This is a genomic window from Halomonas sp. YLB-10, from assembly GCF_003856855.1.
In the GTDB taxonomy this organism is placed as follows: Bacteria; Pseudomonadota; Gammaproteobacteria; order Pseudomonadales; family Halomonadaceae; genus Halomonas; species Halomonas litopenaei.
In genome coordinates this window covers 106,962-123,274 of record NZ_RRCU01000007.1, presented here as the reverse complement: position 1 = coordinate 123,274, position 16,313 = coordinate 106,962, and the positions used below count along the sequence as shown (strand labels likewise).

The following is a 16,313-nucleotide window of genomic DNA, read 5'->3' as shown; positions in this document are numbered from 1 at the left end:
AGTCAAGCTGCGGGGGCGATGAAGCGCCGGCAGCGTTCGTTGTCGCTGTGTTCGAAGATGCGCTCGGGGGGGCCGGCTTCGCCGACGACGCCGCGGTCGAGAAACACGATCTGGTCGGATACCTCCCGGGCGAAGGCCATCTCGTGGGTCACCATCAGCATGGTGCGCCCCTCGTCGGCCAGGCCGCGGATGACCCCCAGCACCTCGTTGACCCTTTCCGGGTCCAGCGCCGAGGTAGGCTCATCGAACAGCAGGATCTCGGGCTCCATGGCCAGCGCTCGGGCGATGGCCACACGCTGCTGCTGGCCACCGGAGAGAAACGCCGGGTAGGCGTCGGCGCGCTCGGCCATGCCGACGCGCTCCAGATAGTGGGCGGCCAGGGCGTTGGCCTTCCTGCGTGAGATTCCCTTGACCCGCACCGGGGCCTCGCTGACGTTGCCGAGCACGGTCAGGTGCGGCCAGAGGTTGAACTGCTGGAATACCATGGAGACCTTGCCGCGCAGGCGTTGCAGCTGATGGCGACTGAGCGGCATGTCGGTATGGCTGCTGCGGGGGCCCTGCTCGGTGAAGCGGATGCGTTCATCGGCGATGGACAGGCTGCCCTGCTGGGGCCGCTCCAGCAGGTTCATGCAGCGCAGCAGGGTGCTCTTGCCGGAGCCACTGGCGCCGATGATGGTGGTCACGGTGCCTTCGGCGACGCTCAGGGAGACGTCGCGCAGCACGCTGGTGTCCCCGTAGCGCTTGACGAGGTGACGAGCCTCGACCACGGGGGAGGTCGGGCTCAAGTCGTCGCTGGTGGTGACGGATGGTGGCATAGGCGACTCAGGGGCTGGTGACAAGACAGGCATCGGCAAATTCACGAAGCCGTGTTGCGGCGCGCCTCAGGCGCTCCGGGGGCTGGGTCAGGCTCAGCCGTACGAAGCCAGCCGCCGAGGGGCCGAAGGCCTCACCGGACAGCACCGAGATGCCGCATTCGTCGAGCAGGCCATCGGCGAACTCGGCCGATGACAAACCAGTGGCGCGGATGTCGACCATCACGAACATGCCGGCGTCCGGGCAGATCGCCTTGACCGAGTCGGCACCATCGAGGGCGCGGCAGACGCTGTCGCGGCGCTCGCGGTAGGCGGCGTGCATGGTGGCAAGCTCGGGGAGGTCGCTGTCGAGCGCGGTGATCGCCGCGTCCTGGATAAAGTCCGGGCAGCCGTACAGCATGCACAGCGCCAGATTGTCCAGGTGCTCGATCAGCGCCTTGGGCGCGACCACCCAGCCCAGCCGCCAGCCGGTCATGGCGTGGGACTTGGACAGGCTCGAGATCACCACGCTGCGATTGGCCATGTCGGGCAGCGCCAGCGGGCTGTGGTGCTCGCCCTCGAAGATCAGCTCGGCGTAGACCTCGTCGGAGATCAGCCACAGGTCATGGCGGTGACACAGCTCGGCGATCTGCTCCCACTGCTGCCGGGTCATCGACTGGCCGGTGGGGTTGTGGGGACTGTTGAGCAGGATCGCTCGGGTGTTTTCGTTGATCGCGGCGGCGATATCGGCCACGTCGAGTCGGAAGCCGGCCTCTGGCCGCAGCGGCACTCGGGCCAGTCGTGCACCGGTCGACTGGATCACCGCCTCGTAAGTGACGTAGCTCGGCTCCGGCACGATCACCTCGTCGCCAGGGTCGAGCAGGCATTGGGCGGTGGCGTAGAGCCCGCACTGGGCGCCGGCCATCACGATCAGTCGCTCGGGGGACACCTCGACTCCCTGATGGCGATGATAGTGGCGGCTGATGGCTTCGCGCAGCTCACCCTTGCCCTGGACGTCGGCATAGTGGGTCGCGCCGCGGTCGAGGCTTTGCTTGGCCGCCTCGATGATCGGGGCGGGGGTGGTGAAGTCGGGATCGCCCACCGACAGTACGGTGATGTCTTCACCGCTGGCCTGGCGCTTCAGCGCACGCACATGGATGTCCCAGGCGGCGGCGCCTTCGCCGGCGATGCGTTGGGTCAGGGCGGAGACTTTCATGGTGAAGGGTCCTTGTTGTCGGAAGCGGCGGGAGCGTCGATGCCGAGGCGGCGCAGTTCCGCCCGCCAGGCAAGCTCGGTGCCCTGGGGGCTCGCGGCCCAGTCGTCGTACTGGCGGGCGACCTTTTCGCAAAGCTCAGGACTGGCGCTGACCAGCGCCGCCCCGGTGGCCTGGGCCGCGAGCTGGGCCTGGCAGGAGCGCTCCAGGTCGCGCATGCGCAGAAAGGCGTCGCCGACGCTTTTGCCGACCACCAGCAGGCCGTGCTGGCGCAGGATCATGCTCATGTGCTCGCCGAGGTCACGTACCAGCCGTTGGCGCTCGCCCAGGTCGAGGGCGATGCCCTCGTAGTCGTGATAGCCGATGCGTCGATAGAACTGCATCGCCCACTGGTTCAGCGGTGCGAGGCCCTGCTCGAGGCAGGACACGGCGACCCCGGCGACGCTGTGGGAGTGCAGTACACAGTGGGCGTCGGGTCGCGCCGCGTGGATGGCGCTGTGGATGGTGAAGCCGGCCGGGTTGATGCCGAGGCCGGTGGGATCGTCGAGCACCTGGCCGTGCTCGTCGACAGTCACCAGAGAGTCGGCGGTGACCTCCTCGAAGCGCAGACCGAAGGCATTGAGCAGGAAACGCCCTGGGGCGACTCGTGCCGAGATATGGGTCGAGATGCCGTCATCCATGCCATCCATGGCCATCAGCCGGTAGGCGGCGGCCAGGTCGCGGCGGATGCGCTGCTGGCGGCTGTCTTCGCTCACAGGCTCGCCTCCAGGGCGGCCAGGGCGTCATCGCCGTCGCGGGTGGTGACGCCTTCGAGGAAGGCAGCGCGCTTGTCGGGATGCTGCTCGAGCCACTCTCGGGCGACCTCATCGAGGTCACGCTCCTCGAGGCTGAAGGCCTTGATGAACTCGCTCTGCTCATGCGCGCTGAACACGAACTGGTCGAGCAGTCGGGTCAGGTTGGGATTGGCCTCGGCGAACTCGCTGGCGACGATGGTCTTGACGTCGCTGCGGCCGTTGTCGGGGCCGAACACGCCTTCGCTGTCGTCGAGAATGTGCACGTCGTACTCGGGGATCATCCAGTGAGGCGTCCAGCCGTAGAAGACGATCCAGCGTTGTTCGTTCACCGCCGCCTTGACCTCACTCAGCATTCCCGGGGTCGAGGAGGACATGACCTCCCAGTCACCGAGCCCGTGGGTGTCGCTGTCGATGGCGGCGTGGATGAAGTCGGTCACGGTGGAGCCGCTTTCGATCGAGTAGAAGGTGTGCTCGAAACGCTCGGCGTTCTGCGCCTCGCCCAACTGGGAAGCGTCGGTGATACCGGCCTCGGCCACGTAGCCGGGCACGGCGAATCCCATGCGCGCGCCGGTCACGTTGTTGCCCAGATCGACGATGGCGTCCGCCGCCATGGCGGCGTCGTAGCTTTCCTGCTGGGCCGGCAGCCAGCCGGCCAGAAAGGCGTCGCTGTCGCCGGTGGTCAGGGTCTTGTAGCCCACCGTGGAGCTGAGCTCCTGGCGTTCGACCTGGTAGCCCAGGGGCGCGACGAGCTGCGCCAGGATCTCGCTCTTGACGGCGACCCCGGGCCAGGGCGGGACTACCAGGCTAAGCTCATCGTCGCGGTCAGCGGCCTGGGCGGAGGCGGCGGCAAGGCCGAGCGCGGCTGCCAGGGCGATCGAACGGGGCTTGTGCGAGAAACATCGAGTCACGGGGAACTCCTTCGTTATTTTATGGATGCATAACTGATGCATAAGTGATGCATGGTCGGGACGCCGTCGATCCGCTCGGTGCCGGCGTCCTGCCTCAGTGTTCGAGCTGGCGACACCAGGCCAGGGCGTCGATCTCGACGATCAGCGGTGAACCGGCATCATTCAGGCTTGAAAGCGCCGACGCCAGGTCGTCGGCGCTGGCGGCCTGACGATAGCGGCAGTCGAAGGCCTGGGCGAGAGCAGCGAAGTTCGGAGGCGCCAGATCGACACCCACGTGAGCCACACCGTCGGCGCTCATGTAACGGCGTATCTCGTCGTAGCCGTCGTTGTTCCAGATCAGGATCGCCAAGGGCCTTGCCAGGGCGGTGTCGGCGCAGGCCGCATCGCTCGAATCACGGTCGATTGCCCCCTGCTCGGCGCGAGCGCGGTCGGCCTCCAGGGCGATATCCCGGGCGGTGGCTAGCTCTCCCAGCACGAACTGCAGGCCGCCGTCGCCGACCAGCGCCACCACCGGCAGATCCGGTCGTGCCAGCCCCGCGCCCAGGGCCGCAGGCAGGCCGTAGCCCAGGGTGCCGAAGCCGGTGGCGGCGTTGAACCAGCGACGTGGCGCCGGGCGCCTGACCACCACGTTGCCGGCGTACACCGGGCCGGTGGAGTCGCCGACGATGATCGCCTCGGGCAGCACCTCGTCGAGGGTGGCAAACAGCGGCCGATACCGCGCGAGCTCCGGGTCATCGGCGAGGGCCAGCTCGTTGCGCACGCGCTCGCAGCGCTCGCGACCGACCTCTCGTTGCGGCCGGCCTTCATCTTCGCCGCGTTCCAGTGCGACCAGCAGGGCCTCGGCGGTCAGCCCGATATCGGCCACCAGGGCCAGGTCGGCGATGTGACTGCGCGCCAGCTGCTCGGCGTCCAGATCGACCCGGATCAGGCTGCCCTCGAGCTTGAAACCGTCGTCGAACACCAGGTCGTAGTCGGTTTCGCCGAGTTCGGTGCCAAGGGCCAGGATGACGTCGGCCAGCCGGGCCAGTCGGCGTGTCGCCGGCAGGCTGGCGGTGGCGCCCAGGTCCAGCGGATGGTCGGCACCGAGCAGCCCGCGGGCATTGATGGTGGTCAGGGTGGGGGCGTCCAGGTGTTCGACCAGGGAGGTGACGCTGGTGGCGGCGGCGCAGGCGCCACCTCCCACCAGTACCAGCGGGCGCTGTGCCTCGCCCAGCAGTCGGCTGGCGGCCGCGACGGCCTGGGGCGCTGGCGCCGGGGGAAAGACGCGCATCGCCGCAGGCATCGGTGCCTTGACCGGGGCGGCGAACAGATCGATGGGGATCTCGATATGCACCGGCCCCGGGCGTGCGCCCTGGAACACGGCGAAGGCGCGGGCCAGCACTTCGGGCAGCGCCTCGGGATCGAGCAGGGTATGGCTGAAGCGCGCCACCCCGGCCAGGGTCTGGCCCTGATGGGGCATCTCGTGGAGACGGCCCTGGCCGCGCCCAAGCGTCGACACGGTATTGACGCTGGAAATCACCAGCATCGGCACCGAATCGGCCAACGCCTGGCCCATGGCGGTGGCGATATTGGTCATGCCCGGGCCCGTGATGATAAAGCAGGCGGCGGGTCGCCCGCTGGCCCGGGCGTAGCCGTCGGCCATGAAACCGGCGCCCTGTTCGTGGCGTGGCGTGACGTGGCGAAGTCGCGAATGCTCAAGGCCCCGGTACAGCTCGACGGTGTGCACGCCGGGAATGCCGAAGACGGTGTCGATTCCCTGGGCCTCGAGCAGCTCGATCAGGCGCTGGGCGCAGGTGGTCATCGGGAGGCCTCCTGGGCATTCGCCAGGGGCTCGGGGCTCGAGTCGCTGTCCTCCACCACGCTCGGCAGGCCACCGAAGGGTTCGCGGCCCATGACGTTTTCGATCATCGGCAGGAAGGCGTCCAGTGGCAGGGTGTCGTAGTCGGGGTCGAAGCTGGTCTGGTCCCAGTCGTCGCAGAAGCGCACCGTGCGGGCGTAGGCCGGGTGGTCGCGATAGGCCTCACGGGCGTGGCGATCCTGGCCGAAGAAGTGGCGGTAGTGGTAGCCCTGAAACAGCTCGTGGTGACGGATCATCCAGACATTGAGCGGGTCGACGAAAGGCTCGAGGATGGCGGCGGCGATCTCGGCGTGATTGGCCGGGGCCAGGTCGTCGCCGATGTCGTGGAGCAGGGCACAGACCACGGTCTCTTCATCGGCGCCGTCACGCAGCGCGCGGGTGGCGGTCTGCAGACAGTGCTCGTAGCGGTCCACCGGATAGCCGTGGGTGTCGCCTTTGAGTCGCTCGAGGTGGGCGAGCACACGACGGCAGGCGTCGCTCTGGTAGGCACGAAAGTGGCGGTCGATCAGGCGCCACTCTTCGGCGGTGCTCTGGTCAAAGCGCGCGAAGCGGGCCTGGGTCAGTGCGAGATCGCTGGTGCTCATACGCTGGCCCCCTGGGTGGTTCGTGCGAGGTTGTCGGCGGTACCGGCTTCCGAGTCGTGTGCGGGCTTGAGCCGATCCTTCAGCAACAGGCGTCGACTGGCGGTGCTGTCACGGTCCACGTAGCCCTGGCGCAGGTGGCGTACGCCGCCTTCAAGCTGAAAGGCGGTACGCCCGTGCAGCAGGCGGTAGTTGTCCATGATCAGCATCTCGCCAGGGGACAGCTTGAGTTCGAGGGTGAGCTCGGACGAGCGAATCAGTTGGTAGAAGGCCTTGCGGGCGGCGTAGTAGCGGCGCAGCAGGGCGCTGTCCATCAGGTCGATACGCTCGGTGCGGTTGGAGTAGCGTACCCGCGTCACCTCGCCCCGGGCGTCTAGCTCGATCAGCGGACCTTCGCTCTCCAGACGGGTGGTCTCGTCGTGGTAGCGAAAGCGCGGGGTCACTTCGGTCAGGCAGGCGAAGGCGTCGGGATCCTGCTGACGCAGGCGTCGAGCGGCCTCGAAGCCGTCCACCAGGGTGCTGTCGCCACCATCGGCGGCGTTGGTCAGACAGTGCAGCCAGATGTAACCGGGGATCGGATCGCGATAGGGGTTGTCGGTGTGGGGCTCGAGGCCGCGCTGGGTCATGGTCAGGTCGTAGGCGTTGGCCACCGACTTGACGTCGGCGATGCCGCCCCAGTTGGTCCGGCGCAGCGGGCCGATACGGTCGATCAGCGGCTGCATGCCGTCTTCGCTGACCGGTACGTCCGTGACGCGCACGAAACCGAAGCGATGTAGCTGGTCGAGCAGATCGAGCAGCGCCGGATCGCTTTCCAGTGCTTGCTTGAAGCTGGCCTGCGGGGGTGTGGCGAGCGTCGAGTCCCAGTACACCCGTGAGGCGTTGTCGTCCGAGCGCTGGCAGCGCACGGCATCCTCGAGCTCGTCGATCGTGATGCTGCCTCGATGGCCATCGGAGAAGGCCACGACCAGCCGCTCATCCTGGATTTCTGCCTGGGTGAGATTCAGATCCAGCGGTAGTTCGGCGGCCTCGATCAGACGCTGCCCGGTCTGGGGGTCCAGGGTTTCGGCATCGGGCAGGCGTTCGCGCAGCCACAAGGCATCAAGATGGTGATGCCCTTCACCAAGGGTCAGCGCCAGTTGGCGGCCGTCATCGGTCAGTTGCGGGGGCGTCTGCTGGGTCATCGTCGAGGCTCTCTCCGGATTCGATCGGTCTGGCGTTGCTAAAGGCTCACCAGGTCGAGGAAGGGCGGTTCGACACCTGGCGTCGCTGTCTGGGTTACAGGTTACTGTGCTATTTGGGATACAATTTGATCAAATTCGCCATAGCCTTGATAAAATTCGCCCCATGTCGGACGTTGATCACCACTTGCACAGTGACACAGAAAGCCACGCCAACCGCCACGCCAACAGCCACGCCAAAAGCCAGGCAGACAGCGAGGCCCGCTGGCCCGACAGCCATCCCTATCCGCGCCCGGACTCGCCGCCGCTGTTGTCGCCCGACCAGGCCGAACACACCCTGGACGTGTGGCTGGTGCCCAAGTTTTCGATGCTGACGCTGTTCTGCCTGCTCGAGCCGCTTCGGGTGGCCAACCGTTTTGGTCGGGATCTGTTTGCCTGGCGCCTGCTGTCCGCCGATGGCGAGGCGGTGACGGCCAGCAATGGCGTACGCATCGATGTCGATGGACGTCTGTCCGAAGTTACCGAGGCCGACTGGTACCAGGGGCTGGCGTCGAAGGGGCGTCTGATGGTGGTGTCGTCCTATGAGCCGGAAGCCTGTATCGGTGCCGAGGATCTGGCGCTGCTCAAGCGACTGGCGGCCCATGGCGTCTGGCTTGGGGGGGTGGACACCGCCCCCTTTATCCTGGCCAGGGCGGGCGTACTGGAGGGCTATCCGGTGGCGCTGCACTGGGAAAGCGTGCCGGCCTTTCGCGAGGAGTTCCCTGAGCTGGAAGTGCGAGCGGACAGCTACGTCTGGGAAGGCGGACGTCTCACCGGCTCCGGCGGCGCCGCCAGCATCGACATGATGCTCGAGTGGATCGTGACCCTTTATGGTCCTTCGCTGGCCGAGGCGGTGGGGCGACAGATTGTTCATTCTCGACCGGCGGAGGCGAGGGGAGCCGCAACAGCGCAGCAAGCAGCAGGGAGGGCTGGGGCCAGCACCGGCTGGGTAGCGGATCGGGCTTCGCCCAGGGAGCTGCCGCGTGGGGTGCTGCGCGCACTGGCGGTAATGGAGGCCAATCTCGCCCAGGCGCTGCCGATTCCCGACGTCTGTCGTCTGGCGGGCCTGTCCCAGCGCCAGTTGACCCGGCTATTCGTGCAGGAGTTCGGCGAGACGCCCAAGCAGTGCTATCTGAACATGCGGCTGGACCAGGCCCAGCGCATTCTGGCCGACAGTCGCATTGCGGTGACCGAGGCCGCGGTGGCGGTGGGCTTCAGCCACCTGGCGCACTTCTCCAGGGCCTACCGCAAGCGCTTTGGCGAGGCGCCGAGCGTGACCGCCCGGCGTGGGCTGCGGCCACCGGCGCCGGCGGAAGGCTAGCCGGTGGCCTTGCCTCGCTGCTAGGTCTGTCCGGCCTCGCCCAGTTCCCGCTCGCGGCGACGGCGCTGGACGATGCGATAGCGCGAGCGCACCTCGTCGCGCTCGAGGTAGCAGCCCTGCAGCCAGCGGTGGCCGGAGTCGCCTTCAAAGGCGTCACGAGCGTGCAACAGGCGGCGATTGTCGAAGATCACCAGGTCGCCGGGGGCGTAGGTGAAGCGCAGGGCGAAGCGGGGCTCGCGCAGGCGCTGCTGCAGCGCCATCAGTGCCCGGTAGGCCTCCTCGACCTGGTCGAAATCGGTCATCAGCGGGCCGCGCAGGAAGTCGGCGATGCGCACCTCGAGCAGTTGCTGCTGTTCATCGAGCACGATCATCGGCGAGTGCCAGACGTAGTCGGTGGTCTTCGCGGTATTGGCGTAGCGCCAGTGGACGCGAGTCAGGGTAGCGAAGGCCTCGGGGTCTTCCTCGCGCAGTGCCTCGGCCACCGCGAAACCATCGAGCATTACCGCCTGGCCGCCGGCCACGCTGTTCTCGAGACAGTGCAGGAACTGGAGACCGGGATGGTACTCGCGGGTCGGCAGGTCCACGTGGGGCGGCAGGGCAATCGAGGTGTAGGCGTTGGAGTCCGGGTCCGGCTTGGCGCGAACGTTGAACAGGGTGCCGAAGTTGGTGGCCCGCAACGGCCCGAAGCGCTCGGCGATGTTCTCCAGGGTGCCGGGCTCGGTGGGCAGGCCGCGCAGCCGCACGAGGCCATGGCGCAGCAGCGCGTCAAGCGCCGGGGCCAGGATCGTCTCTTCTTCGGGGCTGTCGGTCTGCGTCGCGGTCCAGCCGCCGGCGTCCAGGGTGACCGGTTCTTTGTCCTGGCCGCCGAGCCAGGTCTCGACCGGTACCAGCGGCGCCAGCGGATCCTCGGTGTTGTCGTAGTCGTGGGCTCTCAACCAGCCGGGGTGAAAGCGCAGGCTGCGCTGTTCCGGCGTCATCAGCAGTTCGACGGCGCCGCTGGCGTCCAGCGTCGCTTGGGCAATTTCCGGCCAGGCGTCCAGGCTCGACAGATCGAGGATGCGCTCCCTTGTCGCTGGATTGATGGTGCTGTCGTCGGCGGCGTTTTCGCGCAGCCAGACGCTGTGATAGCGGCTGACACGGCCGTCCTGCCAGTTCACGGTCAGCACCCTTGGCGTCGAGGCTACGCTTGCGATGGGCACCTCGATGGGCCAGGCGTCATAGTCCGGGGTGCGCGGTAGATCGACCGACGCGGACTGCTGGTGTTCGCTGGTGTGCTGTGGCTGGTTCATCGGGACTCCGTCGAAGCTGGGACGGGCGCGTGGTGCGTCATGGATGACAGCGCCCGTGCTGTGCGTCATGGATGGCAGCGCCGGCTGGCGCTCAAGTGGGGACCAGCTTGCCTGTCAGGCAGCACCGAAGTCGTGCATAAATCGACAGGTATCGTGCAGAAGCCGACATTCAGGGCACGCCAGGTATGCCAACTGGCCAGGGCGAACAGGGCGACAGATGGTGGCCCGTGTCAAAGGAGGCGTCGTCTTGGCTCCCGGGGGGCTGGCGCCGTGGCGTGTAGTAGACAGAAGTTGGTGGGCCAGTGTTAAAGGAGGCGTCGTCTTAGCTCCCGGGGGCTGGCGCCGTGGTGCTGGCGAAAGGCGCGGGTGAAGCTCGAGGCGGAGGCGAAGCCGCTGGCCAGGGCGATGTCCATGACGCCGTGACGAGTGCTGGTCACCAGATGGTGGGCCAGCGCCAGGCGGCGCTCCAGATACAGCCGGCTCGGGGTACGGGCCAGGTGGTGCTGACAGTCGCGCTCGAGCTGACGCTCTGACAGGCCGATCTGGGCGGCCAGTTCGGCGATGGCCAAGGGGGACTCCAGGTGGCTGTCCATCAGGCCGATGACCCTGGTCAGGCGTTCGGGCAGCCGCTCGAATTCGCTGGCGTCACGCTGGCGACTGGCCGGCAGGCGACGATGGTCGTGCACCAGTTGCTGCTTGACCCGCCGGGTCAGGGCATCGCCGTGGCGGCGGCGGATGGTATCCAGCGCAAGGTCAATGGAGGCGCTGGCGCCGGCGCCGTAGAAGCCGACCGGGCCGACCTCGTAGAGCGACTCCACCGCTTCGATGTCGGGATGGCGACGGCGAAACTCGGGCAGGCTTTCCCAGTGCAGGGTCACGGTGTCCTCGATCAGCCCGGCGTCGGCCAGGCAGAAGACACCGGTGTCCAGCGCCCCCAGACAGGCGCCCTGAACCCGGCGCAGCGTCAGCCAGTCTTTGAGCGGCTGGTCCACTGCGGCCATCGGCTCGAAGCTTGCGCACACCGCCAGACTAGGGAGCCAGGGGGCATTGTCCAGGTCATGCTCGACGCTCAGGGGAATGCCGTTGCTGGCGGTGACCGGCTCGCCGTCGCGGCTGATCAGGTGCCAGCGAAACAGCGGCTGTCCGGCCAGACGATTGGCGATTCGCAAGGGGTCGATGGCCGAGAACAGCGCCACCATGGAGAAACGCGGCAGCAGCAGAAAGCCGATGGGTTCCGGGACAGGGCCCTGGTAGGTCAGACGCATGGTGGCCTCATGGATGGCGGGGGCGGGACGGCGCTGGCCGCGCCAGGATCGGTGGTTCGGGTATCGGCGCACCAGCGGCAGCGGATTCACGATCGGCTCGGTCCGCACCGCGCTGCAAGGGTGCCACCCTCGTACGCTGCTCTCAACTCAGGGCGCAGGCGAGACACGGCCAGCCAGGAGGCGCGGCCCCACTCTACTCAGCCTTTGGACGTTATCGTCGATGCCCTCATGCTATGCTGCGCCGCAGTCACGGGCGTCGGTAAGGAGGCGGACAGCGATGGTAGAGCTCAGTGGTCAACGCCTGGAGGCGAGCGCCGGTGAAATCGAGCAGGCCGAACAGCGGCTGGGTTTTCTGCTGCTGCCGCAGTTCTCGATGATGGCGTTTTTCTCGGCGGTGGAGCCGCTGCGCATCGCTAACCGTATCGCCGGTCGCGCTCTTTATGACTGGACGCTGATCGGGCTGGGCGGAGGGCCGGTGACCGCAAGCAACGGCATGACCCTGCTGGTGGACCACCCCATGGAAGACGTCCGCAATCTGCCGTGGCTGGCGGTATGCAGCGGCTTCGATCCGGAATTGTGGATCGGCCACGGGCTCAGCGCCTGGCTCAACCGGCTCGACCAGGGGGGCTGCTGCATCGGCGCGCTGGACACCGGCGCGGTGGTGCTGGCGGAGGCCGGCTTGCTCAGGGGGCATACGGTGACCCTGCACTGGGAGACGCTGCCCACCTTCAACGAACGCTATCCCTCGATTCGCACCTGCGACGAGCTGTTCCTGCTGGAGGAGCGGCGCTTCTTCTGTGCCGGCGGCGCGGCGGCCATGGATATGACCCTGGAGATGATCGCCCGTCGCCACGGTATGGCGCTGGCGGTGGACGTGTCCGAACAATTGATTCACGACCGCCTGCGCTCGCGCACCGACCAGCAGCGAATGAGCCTGGTCAGGCGTCTTGGCACCCACCAGCCGCGGCTGGTCGATGCGGTAGCGCTGATGGAGTCGCACCTGGAAACGCCCCTGCCGTTGGCCGAGATCGCACGCCGCAGCCGCGTGTCGAGTCGCCAGCTACAGCGCTTGTTTGCCGATGTGCTGGGCACCTCTCCCAGTGCCTACTACCTGTCGCTGCGCCTCAAACGTGCCGCCCAATTGCTCAAGGATACCGACCTCGATGTGCTGGCGATCGGGCTCAGCTGTGGATTTGGCTCGGCGTCGAGTTTTAGTCGCGCCTTCCGCAGGGCGTTCGGAACGGCGCCGCAGGCCTTTCGACACCACGGCTGACCGGGCCTCAGGTCAGATCTCGGCCCACATCCGCAGCAGATTGGCCAGGCTCTTGGAGATGCTGTCGAACTCGGCGGTCTTGCCGTCGCGCTCGAAGATCTGGCGGCGAGTGGTGTCGAGGTCGAACAGCACTTCACGCTGTTCAGGCTGGCGTACCTGGCTCTGCAGCCAGCCCACCGCGGCCAGTCGCTGCCCCTGGGTGACCGGGTCGACGCGATGCAGCGTCGAGGACGGGTACAGGATCATCGAACCCGCCGGCAGCTTGAAGCGCTGTTCGCCCTGGGTGGTCTCGGTGACCAGCTCTCCGCCCTCGTAGCTGTCCGGATCCCCAAGGAAGATGGTGAAGGACAGGTCGGTGCGCATCGGCCCCTGGGGGGTGGGCATCACCGCGTCGTCGACGTGATTGCCGTAGGTCATGCCTTGCTGGTAGCGACTGAACATGACCGGCTTCATTCGGCGCGGGCGCGCGGCGATCTGGAACAGGGTGTGTGCGGACAGGGTCTGCATGACCTCGTCACGCAGGGCGGCGATGGCGGGCTCCTGGCTGCTCGCCTGCTGGTTGCGCTTGACCGTGCGCGCATGCCAGCCGGCGGTCTCCCGTCCGTCACGAAAGTCGCTGGCGTCCAGTGTCTGGCGAATACGCTGGAGCTGGTCGTCGGTCAGCACCTTGTCGATACACAGAATCATCGGAGGCTCCCGCAAATGGCCGTCAGTATACCCGACTGTTAATCGTTTGCATTACACTTCGTGACACGCCAGTCTAGTGGGCAGGCACCTGATGGTTTGACTGGCGCAGACATTGCCAGATCGGACATGGGGTTGCGGCAAGTGGACCCTGGTTCCATCGAGCGCGAGCCCTGAACAAGAAATTGGCCCCAAGTAGACGTAGAAGGAAGGAGCACCCCATGACGCAAGAGACCCGTACCAAGCTGTGGATTGGCGTTGGCGCCAGCATCCTGCTCGGATCCAGCGCCGCCTGGGCCGACCATCACGGCGATGGCGACGATATGCATAAGGACGACGCTGCCTACGAACAGAGCCACGGCGGTGAAGGTGGCGAAGGCGGCCACGGTGGTGAAGGTGGTGAAGGCGGCCACGGAGGTGAAGGCGGCGAAGGTGGTGAGAAGGGCCACGGCGGTGAAGGTGGCGAGAAGGGCCACGGTGGTGAAGGCGGTGAAGGTGGCGAAGCCGGCCACGGTGGCGAAGGTGGTGAATCCGGCCACGGTGGCGAAGGCGGCGAAGGCGGCGAAGGCGGCGAGCACGGCCACGGCGGTGAAGGCGGTGAAGGCGGCGAGCACGGCCACGGCGGCGAAGGCGGTGAAGGCGGTGAAAGTGCCTCCCTCGCCAGCGATCCCTATGCGGTCTTTGCCTATCTGACGGCGTCTTCCGGTGGTGAAGGTGGCGAAGGCGGTGAAGGCGGCGAAGGCGGTGAAGGCGGCGAAGGCGGTGAAGGCGGCGAAGGCGGCGAAGGTGGTGAAGGCGGTGAAGGTGGCGAAGGTGGCGAAGGCGGCGAAGGTGGCCACGTCGACGCGGCCAACCCTGGCGTCTACACCACTGAGCTCGCGCTGATGCTCGGCCACCTTGAGGTCGCCAAGGAGCTCTACACCGAGGGGGCCAAGACCGCGTCCTACCCCCACTTTGGTCATCCCTACCACGAGGTGTACCCCGGCATCGCGCCTGCGCTGGAAAGCCGTGGCATTGACGCTTTCGATACTGAGCTGGAAGCCTTCTCCGGCAAGGTGCAGCAGGGCGGTGACTGGAGCGAGGTCGAACAGGATTACGCATCGCTTCGCGAGACCATCCTCTCGGCCATGGCCGACGTCGACGATGGCCTCGAGCAGGATGCGGGCTTTCAGGCCAAGGTCCAGCTGGCGCTGTTGAAGACCGCGCTGCACGAGTACGAAGAAGCCGTGGATGACGGCGAGTTCAAGAACGTGGTCGAGTATCAGGACGGTCGTGGCTTTGTGCTGACCGCCCGGGAGTCGCTGGAGCGCCACGCCGACATGTTCCGTCAGGCGGGTGCCTACGATGCCCTGGTCGAGGGCTACGACGGGCTGCTCGAGGCCTGGCCGACGGCCAAGGCGCCGGAGTCTCCGGTGATGACGGTAGGCGAGCTGTCGGCGGCGATGTTCCCGCTGGAGGCCGAATTGGGCAAGTTCTGATGGAACTGCCCTTGAGCTAGCATCCCAGAGCTAGCGTGAAGGGGCCGGCGTCTGCCGACGCTGGCCCCTGGACGTAAGTCCGCCAACCACACCTGGTCATGACGCAGACAGGGCCTGTTTCCAGGCCTTGTCTGCGTTGGTCGTTGGGGTGGCACTCGACAATGCGGCTCAGGAGTCCTGGCCCTGCCTGTCGCTCAGATCATCGTGCCTGCCTCGGATGCGCACCAGGAAGGCGGCGACCAGGGCGAAGATTCCGAAGGCGACAGGCACGGCGGCGACCGAGATCAGGGTCAGAATGACCTTGAAGATGTCGCCTTCCAGCCAGTTGATCACCACCGCCAGGGCGGCCATGGCAACGATCCAGAAGGCTCGTGAGCGGCGCACCGTCAGCATCTCGCAGACCAGTCCCGCCGAGTCGGCGCTGGTGACGAAGAACAGCAGGATGTTGAGCGCCAGGACGGCCGACAGCACGCCATGGCTGTCGAGGGTCGCCATCAGGGCGAAGACGTCCTCGGAGCCGGTCTCGAGTCCGCCGAGGCCGAAGGTGGTAAACCACAGGCAGGAGAACAGACTCGGCACCAGCATCACCCCCAGTACCAGCTGGCGCAAGGTGCGGCCCTTCGAGATACGCGCGATGAATACGCCGGTGAACACAAACCAGCCGTACCAGGCGGCTTCGAAGGCGTACAGCCAATCCGCCAGCCAGGCCTTGTGCTCGGGATCGCCGAGGCCGATATCGGTCGCCATCGCCGGGTACTTCACCAGGTATTCCGGCAACAGTCGGGTGAAGGTGCCGAGGATGTCCAGCGGTGAGGTCAGCACGAAGACGCTGACCATCAGAAACAGGGCGAACAGCGTGTTGTAGTTGCTCAGCCACTTGATGCCACGCTGGAGCCCCGAGGCGCTGGAGGCGATCGCGAACAGCGACAGCACCAGTATGATCAGGGTGGGGCTGGCGTCGATGCCGAAGAACTGCTCGAGGCTCTGTTTGAGCGGATCGGTGGCGTAGGAGAAGGTCAGCGACAGGCCGATGACGGTAGACACCACCAGGCTGACCAGGTTGAGCTTGCTGAGAAAGCCGCCACCAAGCAGCGTCTCGGCGGGCTTGTCGATGTTCAGGTTGTACATGGCGTGAGCGAAGATCACGCCGATCGCCAGATAGCCGGCCCAGGCCAGCAGGCCCCAGTGGTTGAAGGCGTACAGCAGGGCCTGGTCGGTGCTGTGGCCGGCATCGACGTGGTAGCGCGGTTCCAGCACGCCCCAGGTCACCAGGCCGATGCCCATGCCGGTGGCGAACAGCATGCCGAGCCAGGCCAGGGTGGAGAATTCGGGATCTCCCTGGCCGAACCGGAGCCGCCCCAGGGGGGTGAACATCAGCACGGTAAAGACGATGGAGGCGGCGAAGGCCGGGTAGGTGAAGATGAAACCGAAGTTGCCGATGACGTTGACCTTGATGGCGTCAAGCAGCGTCTGGAAGGGGCCTGGGGCGAGGGCGGCAAAGGAGATCAGGGCGATGACGGTGGCCACGGTGGCGACCGAAGTGGTGATGTTCTGGTTCATTGGCGTCTCGTTGTCGTTTTGGAGGGGCGGGCGGTCGGCGGTGTCCTCGGTTGGGCAGGGTAAAGGCGACGAAAATGTGCC

Annotated in this window: 14 protein-coding genes; 3 read left to right on the top strand and 11 right to left on the bottom strand. The window is 66.7% G+C overall.

What is annotated here, in order from left to right; genetic code table 11:
- Positions 1-2 precede the first annotated feature (2 nt).
- The 7 genes from EBB56_RS16175 to EBB56_RS16145 form a co-directional block, all read right to left on the bottom strand.
- Positions 3-815: an amino acid ABC transporter ATP-binding protein gene (locus EBB56_RS16175; protein WP_108133341.1), complete on the bottom strand. Its 813-nt coding sequence runs from the start codon at positions 813-815 to the stop codon at positions 3-5.
- A gap of 7 nt (positions 816-822) precedes the next feature.
- The gene (locus EBB56_RS16170; RefSeq protein WP_045994544.1) at positions 823-2,007 is read right to left on the bottom strand and encodes a pyridoxal phosphate-dependent aminotransferase; all 1,185 of its coding nucleotides are present in this window, start codon (positions 2,005-2,007) and stop codon (positions 823-825) included.
- A complete protein-coding gene (locus tag EBB56_RS16165) occupies positions 2,004-2,759 on the bottom strand; it encodes a class II aldolase/adducin family protein (RefSeq protein ID WP_124804819.1) in 756 nt (251 codons plus the stop codon). The genes EBB56_RS16170 and EBB56_RS16165 overlap by 4 nt, the downstream gene beginning before the upstream one ends.
- The gene (locus EBB56_RS16160) at positions 2,756-3,706 is read right to left on the bottom strand and encodes an ABC transporter substrate-binding protein (RefSeq protein WP_409360215.1); all 951 of its coding nucleotides are present in this window, start codon (positions 3,704-3,706) and stop codon (positions 2,756-2,758) included. The genes EBB56_RS16165 and EBB56_RS16160 overlap by 4 nt, the downstream gene beginning before the upstream one ends.
- A 94-nt stretch (positions 3,707-3,800) precedes the next feature.
- Positions 3,801-5,507, bottom strand: coding sequence for a 5-guanidino-2-oxopentanoate decarboxylase (locus EBB56_RS16155; protein WP_124804817.1), 1,707 nt, complete (start codon positions 5,505-5,507; stop codon positions 3,801-3,803).
- Entirely contained in the window at positions 5,504-6,127 is a 624-nt protein-coding gene (locus tag EBB56_RS16150; protein WP_185696465.1) for an HD domain-containing protein, read from the bottom strand. The genes EBB56_RS16155 and EBB56_RS16150 overlap by 4 nt, the downstream gene beginning before the upstream one ends.
- 17 nt (positions 6,128-6,144) lie before the next feature.
- Positions 6,145-7,326: a TauD/TfdA family dioxygenase gene (locus EBB56_RS16145; protein WP_124804815.1), complete on the bottom strand. Its 1,182-nt coding sequence runs from the start codon at positions 7,324-7,326 to the stop codon at positions 6,145-6,147.
- Between the two features lie 304 nt (positions 7,327-7,630).
- Here EBB56_RS16145 and EBB56_RS16140 point away from each other — a divergent pair, with 304 nt between their 5' ends.
- The gene (locus EBB56_RS16140) at positions 7,631-8,683 is read left to right on the top strand and encodes a GlxA family transcriptional regulator (protein WP_260425383.1); all 1,053 of its coding nucleotides are present in this window, start codon (positions 7,631-7,633) and stop codon (positions 8,681-8,683) included.
- A 20-nt stretch (positions 8,684-8,703) separates the two neighbouring features.
- On the opposite strand, the gene EBB56_RS16135 is transcribed toward EBB56_RS16140, so the two are convergent.
- Together EBB56_RS16135 and EBB56_RS16130 are read right to left on the bottom strand one after the other, a co-directional pair.
- A complete protein-coding gene (locus tag EBB56_RS16135; protein WP_124804813.1) occupies positions 8,704-9,972 on the bottom strand; it encodes a TauD/TfdA family dioxygenase in 1,269 nt (422 codons plus the stop codon).
- 305 nt (positions 9,973-10,277) lie between these two features.
- On the bottom strand, positions 10,278-11,327 hold the full coding sequence (locus EBB56_RS16130; protein ID WP_311767538.1) for a GlxA family transcriptional regulator: 1,050 nt from the start codon (positions 11,325-11,327) through the stop codon (positions 10,278-10,280).
- 187 nt (positions 11,328-11,514) lie between these two features.
- Here EBB56_RS16130 and EBB56_RS16125 point away from each other — a divergent pair, with 187 nt between their 5' ends.
- A complete protein-coding gene (locus EBB56_RS16125; RefSeq protein ID WP_045994548.1) occupies positions 11,515-12,510 on the top strand; it encodes a GlxA family transcriptional regulator in 996 nt (331 codons plus the stop codon).
- 12 nt (positions 12,511-12,522) lie between these two features.
- On the opposite strand, the gene EBB56_RS16120 is transcribed toward EBB56_RS16125, so the two are convergent.
- Positions 12,523-13,197 carry a Fe2+-dependent dioxygenase gene (locus EBB56_RS16120; RefSeq protein ID WP_124804812.1) on the bottom strand — a complete coding sequence of 225 codons (675 nt, stop codon included), beginning with the start codon at positions 13,195-13,197 and terminating at the stop codon, positions 12,523-12,525.
- 218 nt (positions 13,198-13,415) lie between these two features.
- On the opposite strand from EBB56_RS16120, the gene EBB56_RS22080 reads away from it, so the two are divergent.
- Positions 13,416-14,672: a hypothetical protein gene (locus tag EBB56_RS22080; RefSeq protein WP_124804811.1), complete on the top strand. Its 1,257-nt coding sequence runs from the start codon at positions 13,416-13,418 to the stop codon at positions 14,670-14,672.
- A 168-nt stretch (positions 14,673-14,840) separates the two neighbouring features.
- On the opposite strand, the gene EBB56_RS16110 is transcribed toward EBB56_RS22080, so the two are convergent.
- Positions 14,841-16,232: a BCCT family transporter gene (locus EBB56_RS16110; protein ID WP_045994800.1), complete on the bottom strand. Its 1,392-nt coding sequence runs from the start codon at positions 16,230-16,232 to the stop codon at positions 14,841-14,843.
- Positions 16,233-16,313: the final 81 nt, after the last annotated feature.